The sequence below is a fragment of the Salinicola endophyticus genome (genome assembly GCF_003206575.1).
GTDB lineage: Bacteria > Pseudomonadota > Gammaproteobacteria > Pseudomonadales > Halomonadaceae > Salinicola > Salinicola endophyticus.
The window spans coordinates 572,263-592,570 of sequence record NZ_PZJO01000002.1 but is presented as its reverse complement, the minus strand read 5'-3'; the positions used below and the strand labels follow the sequence as shown (position 1 = coordinate 592,570).

The following is a 20,308-nucleotide window of genomic DNA, read 5'->3' as shown; positions in this document are numbered from 1 at the left end:
CTCATATCTGCTTGCCGATTTCGCGCAGGGCGTCGAGATCGCCCATCAGTACTAGGTTGTCGCCGGCCTGCAGCGTGGTGTCGTCTGAAGGATTCTGGATCACCTCCTCACCGCGCTTGATCGCCACCAGGAACAGCGAGTCCCGGTCGATCGCCAGCTTGGCCACGCTCTTGCAGTTGTCGACCAGCCGTTCGGTGGTCTCGACCTCGACGATGAACTGGCGCTCGCCGAGGCGGATGAAGTCGACCATGGCGTGGTAGTTGAGGCTCTCTGCCACCCGTATGCCGGCATCGTACTCGGGGTAGATGACGCGGTCGGCGCCGAGACGCTTGAGCAGCTTGTAGTGGGCGTCACTGTGCGCCTTGGCCCAGATCTCCTTGGCTCCCAGCTCCTTGACGTGCAGGGTGCAGATCACGCTCGCCTCGAGGTTGCCGTCGACATCGATCACTACCGCGTCGTAGGTCTCCAGCGACAGCTCGGCCAGCGCCTTCTCGTCGGTGAGATCGGCGATCACGGCGTGATCGAGCAGGTCCGAGAGGGCATCGACCCGCGACTCGTCGCGGTCGACGCCGAGAATCTGGTTCTGGTGACGCTTGAGCTCGCGGGCCACGGTACTGCCGAAATAGCCCAGGCCGAGAATGGCGAATTGCCGCGACATCGATCACTCCTCGTATCGCCCGCCACGGTGCGGACGCAGACACGCAGCTTGGCACAAGCCGCGGCATCGGCCAAACCGCGACACGCACCACGGCGGGCCGGGGCGCGTGGCTGTCGCATCGTCTCCGGGCCGACGGTACAATTCCCGCCGCATTTTCGCAGGCGCGGCCATCGGGACCGTGTCATCGCGCTCCATTCGCTGCCTGGTCCGTCAGGCGCGCTTTGCGTTCGAGGAATCATGACCGACACCGCACCACCCAAGACCCTCTGGCTCGGCCGCTGGGGTTTCGTGCTCGCCGCCACCGGCTCCTCCGTGGGCCTGGGCAATATCTGGAAATTCCCCTACATGACCGGCGAGTACGGCGGCGGCGCCTTCGTGCTGGTCTATCTGCTGTGCATTGCCGCCATCGGCGTGCCGGTGATGATGGCCGAGATCGCCCTCGGCCGCCGTGGTCGCGGCAGCCCGGTGGACGCGATCCGCCGGGTGGCGCGGGAGTCGGGGCGCAGCGGGCTGTGGTCGGCCTTCGGCTGGATGGCGATGCTGTGCGGCTTCATGGTGCTGTCGTTCTACGTGGTGGTGGCCGGCTGGTCGGTCGCTTATCTGTGGAAGGCGGTCACCGGTGGGCTGCAGGCGGACAGCGTCGACGGCATGGCAGCGATCTTCGCGGACAACAACGCCAACCCCTGGAACCTGGGCTTCTGGAGCACCCTGGTGACGATCGCCACCATGGCGATCGTCGGCAAGGGCGTGCAGGCGGGGATCGAGCGCAGCGTGCGCTGGATGATGCCGGGGCTGGTGGTGATGCTGGCGATCATGATCGTCTATGCGCTGTTCAGCGGCGGTTTCGGCGCGGGCTTCCACTTTCTCTTCGCGTTCGATCCGCAGAAGCTGACCGGCCCTGCGGTGCTGGCCGCCATGGGGCACGCCTTCTTCACCCTGTCGCTGGCCTCCGGGGCGATCCTGACCTACGGCGCCTACCTGCCGGCGCAGCAGTCGATCGGCCGCACCACCCTGACGGTGGCGCTGTGCGACACCCTGGTCGCGCTGATGGCGGGGCTGGCGATCTTCCCGGTGATCTTCGCCAACGGCATGGACCCGGCCTCCGGCCCTGGCCTGATCTTCATGAGTCTGCCGCTGGCGTTCGCGCAGATGCCCTTCGGTGGCGTGGTGGAAGTGGTGTTCTTCCTGATGCTGGCGGTGGCGGCGCTGACCTCGGCGATCTCGATGATCGAGGCGACCGTGGCCTGGCTCAACCAGAGCCATGGCATCGCTCGGCGGCAGGCCGCCTGGGGCGTGGGGATCGTGCTGTGGCTGGTGAGCACGCTGGCGATGCTGTCGTTCAACATCGGCGCCGACTGGACCCTGGCGGGCAAGACCGTGTTCGACTGGCTCGACTTCCTCACCTCACGCCTGATGATGCCGCTCGGTGGGCTGGGCACGGCGCTGCTGGCCGGTTTCGTGCTGCGGCGTGAAGTGGTGCGCGAGGAGCTGGGGCTACCCGGCGGGGCATTCGCGCTGTGGCAGTTCGTGATCCGCTATGTCAGCCCGCTGGCGATCCTGGTGGTGTTCCTGGATGCGCTGGGCTGGCTGGGCGCCGGCTTCGACCTGCGCTGGGTCGCGGCGATCCTGCTGGTGGCGTTGATCGGCGAGATCGTGCTGGGACGCGCGACCCAGCGTCAGGCGTCTTGAGACAGATCGTTTGAGGCGGGCTTCTTGAGAAGCCCTCTGCGCCGCGGAGGGCTCGCGGCGCAGAGGGTGGGCTCGACCGGCGCTGTCAGTCGTCGATCGACCAGGTCACATTGACCCCGGCGTCGATGTCGATCTCGCCGCTGCGGTACTCCGGTGCGCTGCCGGCGCTATTCTCGGCAGCGGCGCGCATCGTCATCATCTGTGGCTTGAAGCTGGGCGCGGTGGTCTCCTCGACGCTGATCACATCGCCGAGGTCCACATCCAGGGTCTTGGCCATCAGCTTGGCCTTGTCCCGGGCGCGTTCGAGGGCCTGTGCCAGCGCCCGGTCGTCGGCGGCGTCGCTGTCCTTGAGGCCGTAGGTGACGCCATCGAGGGCATCGACCCCGGCCGTGGTGAGGGCATCGAGTACCCGCGGCAGACGGTCCAGATCGTCCAGGGTGAGGGTGATCGGGCGCTCCAGCTGGGTGCGCACCTGTGGCGGCTGGGCGTCGTCGCCACGCTGCGGCGACGCAATATAGTCAGGGCGCACGCTGAGCGAGCCGGCGCGGATGGCATCACGCGGGATGCCGGCCTTCTCCAGCGTGCGGATCAGCTCGCCGGTGCGCTGCTCGAGCCGCTCACGGGCCTGCTTGAGCGCGGCGGCGTCGCCGCTGGTCTCGCTGCCCTGGGCCTGTGCCGGGGTGCGCTCCCACAGCCGGGCATCGAGGGTCGCGGTGTCGGGGGCGACGCTCAGGGTGGTATTGGCCTGGACGCGCAGTTCATGCGGGCTCTTGTCGGCCAGCGCCGGGGTGGCCAGGCTCAGGCTCGCCAGCAGGCCGACGGCACCCAGGCCGAGGGTGTGCGGCAGGCGACGCGTGAACGGGCGGGCGGCGGTCGGGCGGTAGCGAATCATGGCGTTTCCTTACTGTCGTTGCTGACTTCCAGCGTTTGACTTGCAGCGCTCACGGGGCCGGTGGCAGCAGCTGCCATTGCCGACGCACGCTGGGCTTGGACCCTCATGCTATGCTCGCCAATGCCCATGTCCCAAGCGAGAAGGGCTTCCATGCGCGCTTTTTCCCTAATCATTCGGCGTATCGCTAGCGATCTGCGCTGGCTCGGCGGCCCGTGTCAGGCGCAACGTCTATCTCGTTCACGAAGTCCATGCCTGGCCCGGAGCTTGCCGCGCGTGGCGCTGAGCCTTGCGCTACTCAGCCTGGTCGCGCTGAACCCGATGGCGCTCCCGGCCCAGGCCGAGATCCGGGTGGTCGACGATCATGGCGAAGCGCTGACGCTGGCCGCGCCTGCCCAGCGCATCGTCGCGCTGGCGCCGCATCTGGTCGAGGACGCCTTTGCCGCCGGGGCCGGCGCGCAGCTGGTCGGAGTGATCGCCGGCAGCGACTACCCGGCGGCGGCCCGCGAGCTGCCCCGGGTTGGTAGCTATCGCGGCATTGCGCTGGAGGCGGTGGTCTCGGCGCAGCCGGATCTGGTGCTGGCGTGGGGGAGTGGCACCCCGGATGACCTGGTGCGCCAGCTCCTGGCATTGGGGATTCCGGTCTACCGCAGTGAGCCCCGGCGGCTGGCCGATGTTGCCGGCAACCTGCGCGACATCGGCCTGCTGAGCGGCCATCCGGCGGCGGGGGAGCGTGCCGCGGCGCGCTTCGAGCGTGCGCTGCTGGAGAGTCGTCAGCAGCTCACGCCGGCGCCCCGGGTGTTCTATCAGTTAGGACAGGCGCCGCTGACCACGCTGGCCGACGGTCAGATCGTGACCCGGGTGATCCGCCACTGTGGCGGCGAGCCGCTGTTCGCCCAGGCCCCGGTGCTGGTGCCGGAGATCGGCTGGGAGTCGCTGCTGCTGGCGCGACCCCAGGTGATTCTCGCCGCTGCCAAAGACGACGCCTGGCAGGCGTTCTGGGCCGGGCACACGGCGCTGCCGGCGGTGGCTGCCGGCACCCTCTACAGCCTCGACCCCGATGCGATCAGCCGCCCCGGGCCGCGGCTGGCGCAGGCCGCACGCCAGATGTGCGCGGATCTGGCCGACGCCGCCGCGCGGCTGGCATCCTCCAGCCCCAGTGAGGGGCAGGATCAGTAGGCGACACGATCCGTCGTCGCGGCGGTCCCTCATCGATGCTGTGATCAATAGTCGATGCTTTGATCAATAGTCGATACCACGGCGGGCCTGGATGCCGGCATCGAAGGCGTGCTTGACGTCCTGCATCTCGCTCACCGTGTCCGCCATCTCGATCAGCTCGCGATGGGCGTTGCGTCCGGTGACGATCACGCTCTGCTCCGGTGGTCGGTCGGCGATCGCCTGGCGCACGGTGTCGATGTCGAGATAGCCGAACTTGAGCATGTAGGTGATCTCGTCGAGTACCACCAGATAGACCTCGGGGTCGGCGAGCAGGCGCGCGGCGTCCTGCCACACCGCCTGGCAGGCGGCGGTGTCGCTCTCCCGGTTCTGGGTCTCCCAGGTGAAGCCGGTGGCCATGATCGACACCTCGAGATTGGTATCCGCGGCCAGTCGTTCGCGCTCGCCGCACTCCCACAGCCCCTTGATGAACTGCACCACACCGACCCGATAGCCGTAGCCCAGGGCGCGGGTCACCGTGCCCCAGGCGGCGGTGGTCTTGCCCTTGCCATTACCGGTGAACACCAGCAGCAGGCCGCGCTGCTGGTCGGCGGCGGCGACCTTGTCGTCGACATGGGCCTTGAGCTTCTGCATCGCGCGCTGATGGCGCTGCTGGCGGTCGGTCATGCTGACTCCTGGTCTGGTCTGGTCTGGTCTGGTCTGGTCTGGCTCTCGGCCGGATAGGCTGGAGCGCAGACGAAAACGGCCCGCGTCCCTGGGCTTGGCGGCTTGGGCGAACGGGCGCGGTCGCGTCTACTCGGCAGGCGGCGGCGGATAGCCCAGGGTCTGGGCCAGGGCGGCGGCGTGGGTGGCGATCCACTCGGCCGACAGCGGGCCCCAGTCGTGGATCACGTAGCGGCCACTGAGGTGGCGTGCGCCGGGCGTCTGCTCGAACTCGCAGTGGATATCGAGCTCGCTCAGGGCGGCGAGGGTGTCCTGGGCGGTACGCCGTGGCATGCCGGTGGCTGCCACCAGCGCCGGCACGTTGGTGGCAAGCCCCGAGTCGATCAGATAGGCGACGTAGAGACGGCGGTAGAAGCTGGTACGGGTCTTGCTGAGCGACATGCGCAGGGCTCTGGCTGCGGGTTGTGCGTTCATCCTACGATATGAGCGCGGCGGCGACGAGCCCGCCGCGGTGGGCTCAGCCCGCCATCACCTGCTGCATCAGCGGGCGCTGCTCGCGGTACCAGGCGGCGAAGCGCTCGATGCCGCTCTCCAGCGAGACCTGCGGCACATGGCCGGTGGCCTCGCGCAGGCGCGTGGTGTTGGCCCAGGTGCGTTCGATATCGCCCGGCTGCATCGGCTGGAAGTCGCGTGGGGCGCGGGCGTCCAGGGCGCTTTCCAGGGTGTCGATGAAGTCGAGCAGGGCCACCGGGTCGCCGCGGCCGACGTTGTAGAGCGCGTGTGGGGCGCCGGTGTCGCCGGCGGGAGCGCGGGGCAGCAGCCGCACCAGGCTCTCGACGATATCGTCGATATAGGTGAAATCCCGCGCCATGCGGCCATGGTTGAAGACCGCGATGGGATCACCGCGCAGCAGGCGCGCCGCGAACAGGCACGGTGCCATGTCCGGACGCCCCCAGGGGCCGTAGACGGTGAAGAAGCGCAAGCCGGTGGCGGGCAGGCGGTGCAGGTCGGCGTAGCTGTAGGCCATCATCTCGTTGGCGCGCTTGGTCGCGGCGTAGAGCGACGCCGGCGTATCGACCGGGTCGCTCTCGCGGAACGGCAGCCGCTGTTGACGCCCGTAGACCGAACTGGAGGAGGCATAGAGCAGATGCTCGACCGCGTGGCGCTGGCACACGTCGAGCAGATTGAGAAAGCCGGTGAGGTTGCTGTGGCCGTACTGGTGCGGGTGGCTGACCGAGTAGCGTACCCCGGCCTGGGCCGCCAGATGCATCACATGGGTGAAGCGCTCCCGCGTGAACAGCGCCTCCAGCGCGGCGAGATCGGCGATATCCAGGCGGACGAAGGGGAGCTGGCCCAGGCGTTCGAGGCGCGCCTGCTTGAGCGCCACCGCGTAGTAGTCGTTGAGATTGTCCAGAGCGACCACGCTGTGGCCCTCGGCAGCGAGGCGCAGGGCAAGGTGGAAGCCGATGAAGCCGGCGGCGCCGGTGACGAGAATTTTCATGCGGGGTCCTGAAAAAGGCGGCTGGACACGCCGGCGCTCAGGGCGCCGGCGTGGTGGCGCCACAGAGGGTCGACTGGCCGGCGGGGAAGAGTGCCCGGGTCGGCAGGATATCCAGCGTGCCGCCGCGGTAGTCGAAGCTGTGCACTGCGCTGGCGTCGGCGATATAGCGCCGCCAGTCACGGTCGCGGCCGACGATCCAGGCATCCGGATGAGCCTGGTGGAGCGCGCAGGCGTCCTCGGGCGAGCCGAGGGTGGCGAGCGGATGCTCCAGGCGTCCGGCGAACTGGAAGGTGGCCTGGTAGTTGCCGTCGAAGGCCACCGGCTTGGCGTCCAGCTGCAGCTGGGCGATCAGCTCGCCGGGGCGGGTGACGTCATAGCGCTGCCACAGGGGTGCCAGCATCAGCTGGGCCAGGATCAGCAGCGCGACGCCGCTGCCCAGTGCCAGCCCGCGTGCGGCGATGCTGCGCTTGGCGGGTCGCCAGCGCCACACGATCGCACCCCAGGCGATCAGCGCCAGGCTGCCGAAGAGCGACAGCGTGGTGGCATCGAGGACGCCATGGCCGAACAGCGAAAGCCCCAGCCCCAGCGTTCCCAGGGCGATGATCGCGGCTGCCACCGCGCGCACCCGGCGCGGGCGCTCCTCCTCGGGTTGTGCCAGGCGATCCATCACCATCAACGCCAGTGCCGGCAGCAGCGGCATCAGGTAGTGGATCTGCTTGCCGCTGATCAGCGAGAACAGCACGAAGGGGACCAGCGCCCAGATCCACATCAGCCGCTGGTGACGCTGGCGCGGGCGGCGTGGCCAGGCTGTCGGCCACAGCGACCACGGGAACAGCAGCACCGGCAGCCATGGCAGATACCACCACAGCGGGCGGGCATGGGCCATGGAGTCGTGCAGGCGGTCGACACTCTGGCCCCACAGCAGCTCGCGGGCGTAGGCGTGTCCGCCGAGCACTGCGGCGCTCAGCGCCCAGGCGGCGAGCATGGCGATGCCCAGGGCCAGGGCCAGCAGCAGACGCCGGCGGCCGCCTGCGCCCAGCGGCTCGGCGCGCCACCAGCGCAGGCTGAGCAGGATCGGGGCGAAGGTGACGAACACCGCCGGGCCCTTGGCGAGCAGGGCCAGGCCCAGCCAGACGCCGCACTGCAGCGCACGCCGGCGTGTCATGGCGCCGCTCACCAGCGGACTGATCGCGCCCAGCAGGCAGGCGGTGAGCAGGATGTCGAACATCAGCGCGCCGCTGTAGAGATTCCACATCAGCATCGCCATCAGCACCATCGGCGCCACCCGCGCGCGGCTGCCGGCATAGCCCAGACGCCGGGCGATGCGGTAGAGGTGCTGCATTGCCACCAGCGTCGCCAGCGGCGCGATCAGCTTGGGCCACCAGGCGTTGACGCCGAACACTCCCCAGCCGGCCTGGATCAGCCAGAACAGCAGCGGTGGCTTGTCCGAGTAGGGCTCGCCGTTCATCAATGGCAGCACCCAGGAGTGGGCGTGCCACATTTCCCAGGCCACCGACACGTAGCGGGTCTCGTCGATCGGCATCAGCGGACGCGACAGCGCGCCGATGACGGCCAGCGCCCATAACAGGGCGATGGCCAGCGTATCGCGGTAGCGGGCATCCCAGCACAGGGCGGGAAGGCTTAGGCTTTTTTTCAAGGTCGTCATCACGGCTCTGGGCTCTCTACCTGACTCGGCGGCTACTGTGTACGCTGAGTCTTAACGCAATATTACTGTAGCGAGGTTCTGGCACCTGGGCGGGGTCAGCCGGCAGGCTAAGGAAGCGTTAAGCTGGCTGTGACTCAATGAGGGAAACGCTGAATAAATCGCCGAGCGAGATGAAGCGCAAGGCGCCTGGAACGCAGAGCACGAGACATAACCAGGGGTTAGGCGAGTGCTCGAGTACCACGCAACGCAGCGATTCGCTCGTGCAGGCATTTATGCAGTGATTCCTGGGTGTGTGATAGCGTCGCCAGGAGCCTGCCATCGGTTCGCTGGCGCGAGTTCGTGCGGCACGCCGGGCGGACAACGCTCGCCAGACAACGTAAAGGAATGGGACGACGATGCGCGTACTGTTGGTGGAGGACGATCCGCTGTTGGGGGACGGCATTCGCACGGCCCTGATTCGCGAAGGCTACGTGGTGGACTGGCTCACCCGCGGGCGTGAGGCACTCGAGGCGGTCAAGATCGAGCCGTTCTCACTGGTGGTGCTCGACCTGGGCCTGCCGGATATCGACGGCCTGGCGGTGCTCAAGGAGATCCGTCGTCAATCCGCGCTGCCGGTGCTGATCCTGACCGCCCGGGACGCCGTCGAGCAGCGGATCGAGGGCCTCGACGCAGGCGCCGACGACTACGTGCTCAAGCCCTTCGACCTGCAGGAGCTGCTCGCCCGCATGCGCGTGGTGACCCGGCGCGCCGAGGGGCGCTCGACCCAACTGCTGACCATCGGGCGGCTCTCCATCGACGAGTCCCAGCACGAGGTTACCTGGAAGGGCGAGCCGGTGATCCTGGGCCGGCGCGAATTCGCGCTGCTGCTCGAGCTGGCGCGCCATCGCGACAAGGTGATGTCGCGGCCCAAGCTGGAAAGCCTGCTCTACGGCTGGGGTGAAGAGGTCGGCTCCAATGCGCTGGAAGTGCACGTGCATCACCTGCGGCGCAAGCTCGACAAGCAGCTGATCACCACCGTGCGCGGCATCGGCTATCGGTTGGACAGCCGCGTGGCATGACATCGATTCGGCGTTACCTGAACTGGGCCCTGGCCACGTTGCTGCTGGTGGTGATGTCGCTGGCGGTGACCGCAGCCTACTTCGTCACTCGCCACGAGATGGAAGAGATCTTCGACGCTCAGCTGAGCCTGCAGGCGCGAATCGTCGCCGGTCTGGTGACCGATCGCACCACCGCGGACGAGTACGCCAAGATCGCTGCACAGCTCTCCCAGCCGGGCCACTTCGCGCGCTGGTACGGCAGCACCGGCAATCTGCTCACCGACCTGGCCGCGCCGGCGCTCTACGACCACGAGGAGAAGATGCTCTCGCTGGGGGTGTGGAGCGACAGTGGCCGGCCCATCCTGATGGGCGCGCGCTGGTACGACGATGGCGACAGCAGCAGTTTCCCTGCGCCCGCCAAGGAGGGGCATCGCTGGGTCAGCTACCAGGACCACCGCTGGCGCACTTTCAGCATGCCGATCGCCGGCGGACGCTGGCTCAGTATCGGCCTGCGCGAAGCCTTCCAGAGCGAGCTGTTCAACAAGGTCGCGCTGGGTAATTTCGTGCCGCTGCTGCTGACGCTGCCGATCCTGCTGTGGCTGATGGCACGTCTGATCCGACGCGGGCTGGCGCCGATCGGTGAGCTATCGCGTCAGGTCGAGGCGCGGGACGAAAAGGATCTGCGCCCGATCCGGGTCGCGGTACCCCAGGAGCTGCAGGCGCTGCGCGGGGCGCTCAACGACTTCATCGAACGGCTAGGGCAGACCCTGGAGCGCGAGCGCCGCTTCACCGCCGATGCGGCCCACGAACTGCGCACCCCGCTGGCGGCGCTGAAGATTCATCTCGATAACGCGCGTTTCGGCGAACCCAGTGCGTTGGACAAGGCCTACAACGGTATCGAGCGGCTGCAGCGGGTGGTCGAACAGCTGCTGCTGCTGGCCCGCCTGGAGCTCGACGAGCAGGGCGGTGTGCCGGAATCGGTAGAGCTATCGGCGCTGGTGCTAGATCTTGCCGCCGAGCTATGGCCGCTGGCGGAGTCGCAGCAGCAGACGCTGGAGATCGTCGATAGCCCGACGCTGCGTCTCGAGGGCAATGTCACCGAGCTGGGGATCCTCATCCGCAACTTGCTCGACAACGCCCTGCGCTATACCCCGGAGGGGGGCCGGGTCGAGGTGGCGATGGGTCAGACCGCGGAGCGCCGGCCGTGGCTATCGATACGCGACAGCGGACCGGGGATCCCCGAGTCGCTGCTCCAGGCGGTGACCCAACGCTTCCAACGCGCCGCCGACCAGCGCATCAGCGGCAGTGGCCTGGGGCTCTCCATCGCGGTCGAGATCGCCGAGCGTCAGCAGTTGAAGATGACGCTGGCCAACCGGCCCGAGGGCGGTCTGGAGGTACGGCTGGTCTGGAATCGCCCGGTGCTCGCGCCTCCCACGCCGGATATGGTGTGAGAAAAGACACTGTGGCGGAGGCTGATATGTTGGCCGTTGCCTTCGCGAGCAAGCTCGCTCCTACAGGGGTGAATTCGGGCTGAGGTGGCGGGGCTATCTCGGTGGTCGTTGCCTTCGTGAGCGAGCTCGTTCCTACAGGGAGCGAATTCGGGTGGTGCTGGCCGGTGCGACTTGGGTCGCCGTGCATCCGTTAGCTGTCTCGGATGATCTCCCCGGCCATTGGCCGGGGAGCGAGTCTCACAGACGCGGGGCCTTGCCGCTGGGATCGGGCAGGGTGGTAGGGGCGACGAACAGTGGGGCGGCGTTGGGATCGCCCTGGCACTGGGCCGCAGCGCGGGCCGGGATCAGCCACCAGTCGTCACCGTTCTGTACGCCCATGTCGGTGATCTGGTCACGCGCGATACACGAATAGTCCTTGGCCTGATGCTCCATGGCGAACAGCCAGCGGTCATCGCCCTGCTTGAGCCAGGCGAAGGCGCGCCGGAACTGATCGCTCGTCGGGGTCTTGTCACCGAACTGGACGCTGGGCTGACGCGCCTGGAGCAGGAACTCCTCGTCGAAGTCGGGCAGGGCCAGCCATGCCTGGGGCCCGGTGATCTCAGCGACCTGGGTCATCATGTCGCGCGGCGAGCGGGCGTGATCCTGCAGCGCATAGCCCCAGGTGGACCAGCTGAGCCAGAACAGCGCCAGCCAGCCGCTCAGTGCCCACAGCCCGCGGGCCGGGCGGGTCCAGGCCAGCAGCCCGATCCCCAGCGCCCCGATCACGATCCACCAGGCCCAGGGGTCGACCTGATGGCGTGCCGCTACCCGCGCCAGGGCCGGCAGGCCGAACGCCCCCAGGGCGCCGGCGAGCAGGAGCACACCGGCGAGCAGTGCCAGCACCACGAAGGCGGCGCGGTGCAGGCCGCGGCGGCGGATCAGCCCGGGCAGCAGCGGCGCCAGCGCCATCACCAGCAGCGGCAGCGTGGGCAGCATGTAGACGCCGCGCTTGCCCGGCGAGAGCGAGAAGAACACCACGATCAGGATGACCGCGCTGAGTGGCATCCAGACCCGTGCATCACTACGCTTGAGGCGATGCCACCAGGCCGGCAGTGCCCACGGCAGCGCCAGCACCAGTGGCATCCAGGCCCACGGCAGTACCTTGACGACGTAGTAGTACCACGGCTCCAGATGGGTCCAGGAGTCGGCGTAGCGCTGTCCGGTCTGCTTGAACAGGATATTGTCGCGGTAGGCGGCGAGTGCCGGATCGCCGCTGAAGCTGGCCATCAGCATCATCGGGATGGCCCAGGCGGCGATGCAGGCGAGCATCACCCCCAGCCCCAGCAGCAGCTCCTTGAGGCTCAGCCGCACCGCACGGCCGCGATAGCCGAACCATAGCCATGCCGGCAGCAGCGCCAGCGGCAGGATACCCACGCCCTTGGTGATCACCCCGATACCCATCGCCGCCCAGCCGATCAGCCACCAGCGTCGGGCCGGCCCGAGCAGGGCATGGCGCAGCAGCCCGTAGGCGCCGAGGGTGGTGAAGAAGGTCAGCATCATGTCGATCTGCGCGGTCTTGGCCTGCAGTACGAACTGGAACGCGGTCAGTAGTGCCAGGCCCGAGAGCAGGGCGACCCGCCGCCCATGCAGGCGCCGGCCGAGATCGACCACCAGCACCAGGGCGCCAAGGGCGCTGAGCGTGGTCGGGATCAGAAAGCCCAGGCGTACCGAGCCGGTCAGCCAGATCGAGAGCGCCGAGGCCCACATGAACACCGGTGGCTTGTCGGGGTAGAGCTCGCCGCCGCGATGGGGGAACCAGAACTGGCCGGTACGCAGCATCTCCAGCGCGTTGAGGGCGAAGCGTGGCTCGTCGGCGGGCCAGGGATCGCGCAGCCCGATACCGATACCCAGCAGCACGATCGCCAGCAATAAAAGCAGCAGCCAGGCACGCCGATAGTGCGCCTGGGAGGGGTCGTCGAGGAAAGATCGCATGGCCTTGGGCATCCGCTCAGGACGAGGGGTGGCTGGGTGTGGCGCTTTCGCGCTTCTCGCGTCGAATCAGCATCAGGTTGCGGATATAGATGATCAGCCCGGCGCCTTGGCCCGCGATGAACACCGGATCGCGCCGATAGAGAGCATAGGCGAGCAGGGTAGCACCACCGCCCAGACTGAAGAACCAGAAGGCGACCGGCACGATGCTGCGACGGGCGCGCTCGCTGGCCAGCCACTGGACGATGAAGCGCGCCGAAAACAGCGCCTGACCGACGAACCCGATCGCTACCCACACCCACTCGGCACTCATGCGCGGGCCTCCCCGTCGATCGGTGAATGCACCGCCTCCGGTGCCGGGCGCTCGGCCACGGCCAGCGGCTCGACCGCTGCGGGCAGGCGGCTGCGCCGGCGCAGCCACATCACCCCGACCATATCGACCAGACCGACCCACAGGCGGTTGTTGAGGCCGTAGTGCGAGGCGCCAGTGCCACGCGGGCGATGGTTGACCGGCAGCGACACGCACTCGCCGCCCTGGGATCGCACCAGCGCCGGCAGGAAGCGGTGCATGTGATCGAAGTAGGGCAGGTTGAGGAAGGCATCGCGGCGCACGATCTTGAGGCCGCAGCCGGTATCCGGGGTGGCATCGTTGAGCAGCGCTGAACGAACCCGGTTGGCGACCTTCGACGAAACCCGCTTGAGCCAGTCGTCGCGGCGATTGGTACGGTGGCCGGCGACCATCACCACATCGCCCCGGGAGGCGCGTTCGAACAGTCGCGGCAGATCGGCAGGATCGTTCTGGCCGTCGCCGTCTAGGGTTGCCAGCCAGGTGCCGCGGGCGGCCCAGGCCGCCTGCCAGACCGACGTGCTCTGGCCGGCGCTCTGCGCATGACGCAGCGGACGCAGGCGCGAATCGGCCGCGGCACGGCGTGTCAGCATCTCCCAGGAGCCGTCGCTCGAGGCGTCGTCGACCACGATCACCTCGTGCTCGACCTCCTGCAGGGCGCGGGAGATTTCGTCGAGTAGACCCGGCAGATTGCCGACTTCGTCCTTGGCGGGAATGAGAATCGAGAGCTGTGGCGAATGCATTGACGCTGAGTTCCTGGCGATGGGACTTTTATTGGACGCTCCGTCACGTCACGCCTGCCGCTCCTGGCAGGAGGGCACGCCGATCGTGCGCTGGAGATCCGCCCTTTATGAAAGGCGCGCGATGAAAAAGCAAACGATGGCGCCACATGCGCCGCCACCGAATGTCGCATGGGGGCATGATGGCGAGCGCGTCTTAAAGGAAACTTAAAGCGGATGGTTCATCGTGCCAAAGTGGCGGCGTTATTAGAAGCTCAATGAGGAACTCAAAGAAAAAGATCCTGTTGCCGATGGGGCGGGCGGAAGAGGCGAGTGTCGAGCCCCTGATCGGGGCGCCGCTGCAGTCCCAGGCGGCTGGCGGCGCGGCGGAAGCGCTGCTCGATCATATCGACGAAGATCCCTTCGCCGCGCATGCGATGGCCGAAGCGGCTGTCGTTGCTGGTGCCACCACGCGACTGGCGAATCAGACTCATCACCTTGCCGGCGCGTTCCGGGTAGTGTGCCTCGAGCCACGCCTCGAACAGTGGCGCCACTTCATGCGGCAGGCGCAGCAGGGTCCAGCTGGCGCTGGTGGCGCCAACGTCGGCGGCGCGCTCCAGCAGCGTTTCGATCTCGTGGTCGTTGATCGCCGGAATCACCGGCGCTAGCAGTGCCCCCACCGGAATGCCCGCGGCGGCGAGTTCACGCAGGGTCTTGAGCCGGGCCGCCGGCGAGGCGGTTCGCGGCTCCAGCGTACGCTTGAGCTCGTTGTCCAGGCTGGTGAGGCTGATGAAGACCCGAACCAGGCGCTTTTCCGCCAGCGCCGCCAGCAGTTCGCGATCCCGCAGGATCAGTGCGCTCTTGGTCACCAGAGTGACCGGATGGTGGCACTCGAGCAGCAGCGTCAGCAGCTCACGGGTCGTACCGTACTCGGCCTCGATCGGCTGATAGCAGTCGGTGTTGCCGGAGAGGTTGATCGGCTGGCAGCGGTAGCCGGGTTTGCACAGCTCCTCGCGCAGTCGCGCCGCCATCCCCTGCTTGGCGATCAGCCGGGTCTCGAAGTCGATTCCCGGTGACAGATCCCAGTAGGCGTGGCTGGGACGGGCATAGCAGTAGATGCAGCCGTGCTCGCAGCCGCGATAAGGATTGAGCGAGCGGTCGAATCCCAGGTCCGGGGAGTGGTTCCAGGAGAGCGCGCTGCGCGGCGTCTCGTGCTGGATCTGGGTGGGGATACGTTGGGGCAGCGCTTCCTGCCACCAGCCATCGTCGAAGGCTTCGGTATGGCTCGGTTGAAAACGGTTGTGTGGATTGAAGGTCGCGCCGCGGCCCTTGAGCGGGCCCGGTGATGCGGCGTAGGGATCGCGCGGTGGGGTGGGAGACGACATGACGACTCCGTGATTGGGTGCTGTTCAAACATACAGTATCACGGGGTCGTCACGACGCAAAGCACGGGTCGTGGCTTCAGCACACCCGTACCTGGCAGTGGCCGCCAACGGATAAGGGTGCCATCGGGATGGGCTGTTAAAGCGTCAGCTTGACGCCGGCCTCGACGTAGCGGCCCTGGGTGTTGTAGCCCTCGATTAGGGTGTAATCCCGGTCGAAGGCGTTATCCAGCTTGGCCGAGAGTTCGACCTGCGGCGTCACCTGCCACGCCGTGCGCAGATCCACGATGCCGTAACCGCCGACGGTGGTGTCGCCGTACGGGGCGGTGTAGCGGGTGTCACGACGGTCGCCGGCGGCGCGCAGGGTGGCGCCGTAGCGCCAGTCGCCGAGGGTGTAATCGGCGTCCACGCGGCCGAAGGTCCTGGCCCGACGCTTCAGGCGCTCGCCGCTGTCGCTGTCCTCCGGGTTCTGGTGGGTCAGGCTGGCGCGCAGCGAGAGACCGGCGGAGTGCCAGCCACCGCTCAGCTCGACGCCGCGGATACGCGCACGATCGACGTTATAGGGCACGAAGGCCGGATCGAAGGCGATCAGATCGTCGATGCGATTCTCGAAGGCGGTGACGCGCGCGTTCCAGGCGTCATGCTCGATGGCCCAGAACGCTTCCAGGTTGCGCGAGGTCTCGGCGTCGAGGTCGGGGTTGCTGCCGTAGGGGCCGTAGAGGTCGATCAGGTTGGGGGCCTTGAACGCGGTCGAGTAGACCACCCCGAGGCGCTGGGCCGGCGTCAGATGATAGGCGTAACCGGCACTGCCGGTGGTCTCGTCACCGAAGCGCGAGTCGTCGTCGTAGCGCAGCGAGCCGCTCAGCTCGTGGCGCCCGTACTCGCGCTGCAGCATGCCGTAGAGGCCGTAGTTCTCGCGGCTATCCTTGGCGTAGCGGCCGGCGAACGGGCTGGCCGAGTCGAAGTCGACATGCTCCTGGCGGTAGTCCACCCCCAGGGTGTCGACGCCATTGGCGCGGGTGAAGCTGTGCTGGATGCCCAGCTCGTTGCGGTGCGATTCGGTGACGCTGTAGCGTTCGCCGGCGTAGCGCTCCTCGCGGCGCTCGTCGAAGTGCCCGGCGGTGATCGCCATGTCCCAGTCGGGGGCCAGGGCCAGATCGTAGCGGCCGCCGAAGGTCTGCAGATAGCCGTCGGTACGACAGTCGTTGCTGGCAGCGGTGGCATTCAGCGGGAAACAGTCGTCATAGTCGGCGTCGGTATCCTGGCGCAGCGCATTGAGGCTCAGGCTGGCATGCGGGCCGAAGCGGTGCGACAGCCCCAACTGGCCGCCGCCGCGCTGGAAGCCATCGCGTTCACCGCTGGTGTCGCTGGCGAGGGTGTTGAAGCCGTCGCCGTCGCGCCGGAACAGGCTGGCGTTGAGGCGGGTCTCGGCATCGCCGGTGGAGACGAACAGGTTCTGCTTCTGGGTGTGCTGGTCGCCGGCACGCAGGGACAAGGCTGCCTGGGTACCCTCGCCGCCGCGCCGGGTGAAGATCTGGATCACGCCGCCGATGGCATCGGCGCCGTAGGCGGCGGCGCGCGGGCCGCGCACGATCTCGATGCGCTGGATCGCCTCGACCGGCAGGAACTCCAGACTGGCACCGCCGCTGGTGGCGGCATTGATGCGCACGCCGTCGACCAGCACCAGGGTGTGGTCGGATTCGGTTCCGCGCATGAACAGACTGGTGGTCGTGCCGGGTGCGCCGTTCTGCGTGATCTCGATGCCGGCGCGATTCTGCAGCAGGTCGATCACGCTGTCGGCCTGGCTGCGTTCGATCTCCGCGCGGTCGATGATGGTGGTGCTGGCGAGCACGTCGGCCTGCGACTGTGGCAGCCGGTTGGCGGTGACCTGCACGTCGTCGAGCTGCTGGGCTGCGGCGCCGACGCTTTGCAGCAGCAGGGCCACGGCGACGCCGTGGGCCATGGTGGTAGGACGGTAACCCATGAAAGATGATCCCCAAACGCGTATCGGAACCGTTCTTGGGCGCGGCGCCGAAGGCGTCGCGGGCGGTTCCTCGTGTTGCGATGACGCGATGGGAGGGAATGGCGTGACGAATGTGCCGGCCACCTTGGGCGGCCGACGAACGATGTCGTCACTGGTTCGAGCCCTCCGCATCAACCAGTGAAGAGAACGACGCCGGTCTCCGGACTTACGCGCGGTGATCTTCGATCACCCGACACCGGGCCTTCCCATGAGTGGATGGCGCGCCGCAAAAGTGGGCGCCGCTGCTCACAGTGGCTGGACACAGAAAGTCCACCGATGTCTGACGCGATTACCGTTGCGGGGGCAGTACGGGGCTCTCACCCGTTTCCCGAACACGTCGCTCTCGACGCGCGGATTGTCGCAGCTTCCTTGTGGCCAGGGAAAGCGCGCCTTCGTGGCCAGGGAAAGCGCGCCGTTCACGAATCGCCTCTGTCGGTCTCCTGCAGTACCAGTTCCACCCGGCGGTTGCGTGCCCGGCCTGCGGGGGTGTCGTTGTCGGCCAGCGGCTCGGTGGAGGCGTAGCCGATGGCGCGCAGACGGTCGCCGTCGATGCCGTCCAGCCGCAGGGCGCGCACCACGGCGGCGGCACGGGCCGCTGAGAGCTCCCAGTTGGAGGGGAACTGCTGAGTGGAGATCGGCACGCTGTCGGTGTGCCCCTCGACCGAGATGGTGCCCTTGAACTCCTGCAGCAGCGGGATCATCTTTTCGATCAGCGCGCGGCCGCTGTCGCTGACGCCCACGGCGCTGGAGTCGAACAGCAGGTGGTCCTGGATGCGCAGATTGAAACCATGCGGGATCGCGGTCACCTGTACCCCGTCGATCTGCGGCAGCGTCTCGTCCACCGGGTCGGGCAGGTCGAACAGTGGCACCGCGAACAGTAGCGGTGTCATCGGCACCAGCGGCGGGGGCGCCGGTCGCGGTGCGTAGAAACCGACATCGCTGGCCACGGGGGCGGCTGTCAGCTGGCGCGGCGGACGATAGAAACCGAGCTGGGCGGGGCTCGGGGCGGCTTTCGGCGGTGCCGGTGCCGGCACCTTGAGCGCCAGCGCGACCTTGGGCAGCGCGGTTTGCTCGGGGGTCGACAGCTGCCCGCCATAGAGCGCCAGCATCAGCACGAAGAAGGTGACCAGCAGCAGCAGCAGGTCGAGATAGCTCATCAGCCAGGAGTCGCTCTCGCTGCCGCGACCTCCCTCGGCCAGGGCGTCATCGTCGAACAGCAGCTCGGCGAAGGGCCCCCGTTCGGTGTAGTCCGTGCTGCCGTTCATGAGGTCGGGGACGAGAGATCCGTGGCCGCGGCCTGGCGCGGGTCACGCATCTCGTCGCGATGTTCGATGCGGTAGGTGTTGAGGGCTTCTTCGATGAAGGCGGGCAAGCGGCGCTTGCTGACCATCATGATGCCTTCGAGGATCACCGTCATCGCCATCAGCCGTGCTTCGGTGCGCCGCTCCAGCTTCACTGCCACCGGCTTGAACACCAGGTTGGCGAGCAGGATGCCGTAGAAGGTGGACATCAGGGCCACTGCCAGCCGCGGGCCGATGATCGCCAGATCGCCGGCCTGGATCACCTCGAGCATGTTGATCAGCCCGACCAGCGTGCCGAGCATGCCGAACGCCGGGGCGTAGATCGCCATGGTGCGCAGGATCTGAGCCTCGGTGCGCTCGCGCGCCTTCACCCGCACCATGCGCCAGCGCAGCATCTCACGAATCTCCTCCTCGCGGCTGTTGGCGATCACCATCTGCATGCCGGTGCGCAGAAAGGGGTTGGTGACGCCTTCCAGGGCGCTCTCGATGGCGCGGATGTTGCCGCGGCTCCAGTGGCGCGACATCTCGACCAGCTGATCGAGATCGGCGTCGAGCTCGCTCTGCTGGGATTCGCGCCGGAAGACCACCGCGATCTGGCGGCACAGGCGCTGCATCTCGGCGAGGGGATAGCTGATGAAGCTGGCGGCCAGGGTGCCGGTGAGCACGATCGCCAGCCCCGGCAGATTGAAGAAGCTGCTCGGGGCCTGAGCGGTGAAGAGCACGACGGTCATCAGCAGCAGCGCACTGGCAACCATGCCGATGAGGGTGGAGGGATTCATGGACGGCTCGCAACCTGGAAACGGGCAGATTGGCATCATAGCCCGTGGCGATGGGCATCAAAGACGCTAACTGACGCGACTAACGGGCGCTTTTCTGACGCTGTATCAGACGCTGGCCCGACTCGGGGCGGCGTGGGCCTGCTGCTGGCCGGCGTGCTCGATGAAGCGCACCGGGTCGTCGCTGATCACGCCGTCCACGCCCCACTCCCACAGCTTGTCGAAGGCCACCGGGTCGTTGGCGGTGTAGCAGAACAGCTTGATCTCCTCGTCGGCGATCTCGCGGGCGCGCTTGACCTTCAGCTTGCGCCAGTCCAGGTGCAGGCTGTAGGCGGAGAGACGCTCGGTCTCGCGCCACCAGCGCTTGGGTGCCTTGTCGTCGAGCACCCCCAGGCGCAGGCGATCCGGGTTCGTCTCCAGCGCACGCGCCGCGGTGAGGGCGTGACGGTCGAACGAGGAGACGATCAGCTTCTCCGGCGCCAGGGCTTCCAGGGTCGGCGGCAGTGCCGCCTTGACCAGCTCGATCGCGTTGCGTCCGCGGGTCACCTTGAGCTCCAGGTTGAGTCCCATGTCGAGACGCTTGAGCAGCGCCAGCATCGCCTCGAGCGTGGCCATGCGTTCGCCGCGGAACTGCTCGCTGAACCAGGCGCCCACGTCGAGCCGCGCAGCGCTGGCGGCATCGAAGCGGAACAGCTTGCCGCGGCCATTGGAGCAGCGTTTGACCCCGGCGTCGTGCCACAGCACCGGGGTGCCATCGCCGAGCAGTTGAACGTCCAGCTCTACCCACCGGCATCCGGCCGCATGTGCGGCCTGCACCGCCGCCAGCGTGTTTTCCGGCGCCCGTGCGGAGAGGCCACGGTGCGCGATATAGCGGGGTCCATCGCCCGGCGTGGGCTGAGGGGACGAACTCTGTGTCATGCGTCTAGGGTCTCCGGTGAGAGGTGGGCGGTGGCCGACCGGCGGGGCGGGTGCAGGCACCAGGGCCGCGTCCCGAAATCAGGCTTGACCTTCGTCCACGCCGCGGCCGGCGTCAAGACGGCGCGCGGATTATTTCCGGGCGGTC

The 20,308-nt window shown here is 67.7% G+C and carries 18 protein-coding genes and 1 riboswitch; of the genes, 4 read left to right on the top strand and 14 right to left on the bottom strand.

The annotated features are described in order from the left end of the window. Position 1 precedes the first annotated feature (1 nt). The gene (locus tag DOM66_RS05255) at positions 2 to 658 is read right to left on the bottom strand and encodes a potassium channel family protein (RefSeq protein ID WP_110674286.1); all 657 of its coding nucleotides are present in this window, start codon (positions 656 to 658) and stop codon (positions 2 to 4) included. 237 nt (positions 659 to 895) lie between these two features. On the opposite strand from DOM66_RS05255, the gene DOM66_RS05250 reads away from it, so the two are divergent. After that, positions 896 to 2,347 (top strand): sodium-dependent transporter, encoded by a 1,452-nt coding sequence (locus DOM66_RS05250; RefSeq protein WP_110689464.1) that lies wholly within the window; start codon positions 896 to 898, stop codon positions 2,345 to 2,347. 85 nt (positions 2,348 to 2,432) lie between these two features. Here DOM66_RS05250 and DOM66_RS05245 read toward each other — a convergent pair whose 3' ends face one another. Next, the gene (locus DOM66_RS05245) at positions 2,433 to 3,239 is read right to left on the bottom strand and encodes an SIMPL domain-containing protein (RefSeq protein WP_110689463.1); all 807 of its coding nucleotides are present in this window, start codon (positions 3,237 to 3,239) and stop codon (positions 2,433 to 2,435) included. Between the two features lie 273 nt (positions 3,240 to 3,512). On the opposite strand from DOM66_RS05245, the gene DOM66_RS05240 reads away from it, so the two are divergent. Beyond that, complete coding sequence (locus DOM66_RS05240; protein WP_157958785.1) at positions 3,513 to 4,415, top strand: cobalamin-binding protein; 903 nt, start codon at positions 3,513 to 3,515, stop codon at positions 4,413 to 4,415. Between the two features lie 63 nt (positions 4,416 to 4,478). On the opposite strand, the gene cobO is transcribed toward DOM66_RS05240, so the two are convergent. The 4 genes from cobO to DOM66_RS05220 form a co-directional block, all read right to left on the bottom strand. After that, entirely contained in the window at positions 4,479 to 5,078 is a 600-nt protein-coding gene (gene cobO, locus DOM66_RS05235; protein ID WP_110689462.1) for a cob(I)yrinic acid a,c-diamide adenosyltransferase, read from the bottom strand. Between the two features lie 126 nt (positions 5,079 to 5,204). Further along, on the bottom strand, positions 5,205 to 5,516 hold the full coding sequence (locus DOM66_RS05230; RefSeq protein WP_110689461.1) for a winged helix-turn-helix domain-containing protein: 312 nt from the start codon (positions 5,514 to 5,516) through the stop codon (positions 5,205 to 5,207). Positions 5,517 to 5,592: 76 nt separating this feature from the next. Continuing rightward, positions 5,593 to 6,576, bottom strand: coding sequence for an SDR family NAD(P)-dependent oxidoreductase (locus DOM66_RS05225; protein ID WP_110689460.1), 984 nt, complete (start codon positions 6,574 to 6,576; stop codon positions 5,593 to 5,595). A 37-nt stretch (positions 6,577 to 6,613) separates the two neighbouring features. After that, positions 6,614 to 8,233, bottom strand: a complete 1,620-nt coding sequence (locus DOM66_RS05220; protein WP_157958998.1) for an ArnT family glycosyltransferase — start codon at positions 8,231 to 8,233, stop codon at positions 6,614 to 6,616. Positions 8,234 to 8,637: 404 nt separating this feature from the next. Here DOM66_RS05220 and DOM66_RS05210 point away from each other — a divergent pair, with 404 nt between their 5' ends. Further along, positions 8,638 to 9,300: a response regulator gene (locus DOM66_RS05210; RefSeq protein WP_110674278.1), complete on the top strand. Its 663-nt coding sequence runs from the start codon at positions 8,638 to 8,640 to the stop codon at positions 9,298 to 9,300. Beyond that, positions 9,297 to 10,730, top strand: a complete 1,434-nt coding sequence (locus DOM66_RS05205; protein ID WP_110689458.1) for an ATP-binding protein — start codon at positions 9,297 to 9,299, stop codon at positions 10,728 to 10,730. Before DOM66_RS05210 ends, DOM66_RS05205 begins: the two co-directional genes overlap by 4 nt. Before the next feature lie 237 nt (positions 10,731 to 10,967). On the opposite strand, the gene DOM66_RS05200 is transcribed toward DOM66_RS05205, so the two are convergent. From DOM66_RS05200 to DOM66_RS05165, 8 genes are all read right to left on the bottom strand, one after another. Next, positions 10,968 to 12,701 (bottom strand): ArnT family glycosyltransferase, encoded by a 1,734-nt coding sequence (locus DOM66_RS05200; protein WP_188115140.1) that lies wholly within the window; start codon positions 12,699 to 12,701, stop codon positions 10,968 to 10,970. A 16-nt stretch (positions 12,702 to 12,717) separates the two neighbouring features. Beyond that, positions 12,718 to 13,011: a lipid-A-disaccharide synthase N-terminal domain-containing protein gene (locus DOM66_RS05195; RefSeq protein ID WP_110674275.1), complete on the bottom strand. Its 294-nt coding sequence runs from the start codon at positions 13,009 to 13,011 to the stop codon at positions 12,718 to 12,720. Next, a complete protein-coding gene (locus tag DOM66_RS05190) occupies positions 13,008 to 13,787 on the bottom strand; it encodes a glycosyltransferase family 2 protein (RefSeq protein ID WP_110689456.1) in 780 nt (259 codons plus the stop codon). The genes DOM66_RS05195 and DOM66_RS05190 overlap by 4 nt, the downstream gene beginning before the upstream one ends. 263 nt (positions 13,788 to 14,050) lie before the next feature. Further along, positions 14,051 to 15,148, bottom strand: coding sequence for a PA0069 family radical SAM protein (locus DOM66_RS05185; RefSeq protein WP_110689455.1), 1,098 nt, complete (start codon positions 15,146 to 15,148; stop codon positions 14,051 to 14,053). Positions 15,149 to 15,284: 136 nt separating this feature from the next. Next, on the bottom strand, positions 15,285 to 17,129 hold the full coding sequence (locus tag DOM66_RS05180; protein ID WP_188115139.1) for a TonB-dependent receptor domain-containing protein: 1,845 nt from the start codon (positions 17,127 to 17,129) through the stop codon (positions 15,285 to 15,287). A gap of 173 nt (positions 17,130 to 17,302) precedes the next feature. Beyond that, positions 17,303 to 17,523, bottom strand: a riboswitch (cobalamin riboswitch). A gap of 61 nt (positions 17,524 to 17,584) precedes the next feature. Continuing rightward, complete coding sequence (locus DOM66_RS05175; RefSeq protein ID WP_110674271.1) at positions 17,585 to 18,433, bottom strand: OmpA/MotB family protein; 849 nt, start codon at positions 18,431 to 18,433, stop codon at positions 17,585 to 17,587. After that, entirely contained in the window at positions 18,430 to 19,248 is an 819-nt protein-coding gene (locus DOM66_RS05170; protein WP_110674270.1) for a motility protein A, read from the bottom strand. The genes DOM66_RS05175 and DOM66_RS05170 overlap by 4 nt, the downstream gene beginning before the upstream one ends. 105 nt (positions 19,249 to 19,353) lie before the next feature. Further along, positions 19,354 to 20,163, bottom strand: a complete 810-nt coding sequence (locus tag DOM66_RS05165; protein WP_110689454.1) for a glycerophosphodiester phosphodiesterase family protein — start codon at positions 20,161 to 20,163, stop codon at positions 19,354 to 19,356. Positions 20,164 to 20,308 lie beyond the last annotated feature (145 nt).

Bases quoted from the DNA above. Each gene is read 5' to 3' on its own strand.
- DOM66_RS05255 (WP_110674286.1), bottom strand. From the start codon at position 658: ATGTCGCGGCAATTCGCCATTCTCGGCCTGGGCTATTTCGGCAGTACC.
- DOM66_RS05250 (WP_110689464.1), top strand. From the start codon at position 896: ATGACCGACACCGCACCACCCAAGACCCTCTGGCTCGGCCGCTGGGGT.
- DOM66_RS05245 (WP_110689463.1), bottom strand. From the start codon at position 3,239: ATGATTCGCTACCGCCCGACCGCCGCCCGCCCGTTCACGCGTCGCCTG.
- cobO (WP_110689462.1), bottom strand. From the start codon at position 5,078: ATGACCGACCGCCAGCAGCGCCATCAGCGCGCGATGCAGAAGCTCAAG.
- DOM66_RS05230 (WP_110689461.1), bottom strand. From the start codon at position 5,516: ATGTCGCTCAGCAAGACCCGTACCAGCTTCTACCGCCGTCTCTACGTC.
- DOM66_RS05225 (WP_110689460.1), bottom strand. From the start codon at position 6,576: ATGAAAATTCTCGTCACCGGCGCCGCCGGCTTCATCGGCTTCCACCTT.
- DOM66_RS05210 (WP_110674278.1), top strand. From the start codon at position 8,638: ATGCGCGTACTGTTGGTGGAGGACGATCCGCTGTTGGGGGACGGCATT.
- DOM66_RS05205 (WP_110689458.1), top strand. From the start codon at position 9,297: ATGACATCGATTCGGCGTTACCTGAACTGGGCCCTGGCCACGTTGCTG.
- DOM66_RS05200 (WP_188115140.1), bottom strand. From the start codon at position 12,701: ATGCGATCTTTCCTCGACGACCCCTCCCAGGCGCACTATCGGCGTGCC.
- DOM66_RS05195 (WP_110674275.1), bottom strand. From the start codon at position 13,011: ATGAGTGCCGAGTGGGTGTGGGTAGCGATCGGGTTCGTCGGTCAGGCG.
- DOM66_RS05190 (WP_110689456.1), bottom strand. From the start codon at position 13,787: ATGCATTCGCCACAGCTCTCGATTCTCATTCCCGCCAAGGACGAAGTC.
- DOM66_RS05185 (WP_110689455.1), bottom strand. From the start codon at position 15,148: ATGTCGTCTCCCACCCCACCGCGCGATCCCTACGCCGCATCACCGGGC.
- DOM66_RS05180 (WP_188115139.1), bottom strand. From the start codon at position 17,129: ATGGGTTACCGTCCTACCACCATGGCCCACGGCGTCGCCGTGGCCCTG.
- DOM66_RS05175 (WP_110674271.1), bottom strand. From the start codon at position 18,433: ATGAACGGCAGCACGGACTACACCGAACGGGGGCCCTTCGCCGAGCTG.
- DOM66_RS05170 (WP_110674270.1), bottom strand. From the start codon at position 19,248: ATGAATCCCTCCACCCTCATCGGCATGGTTGCCAGTGCGCTGCTGCTG.
- DOM66_RS05165 (WP_110689454.1), bottom strand. From the start codon at position 20,163: ATGACACAGAGTTCGTCCCCTCAGCCCACGCCGGGCGATGGACCCCGC.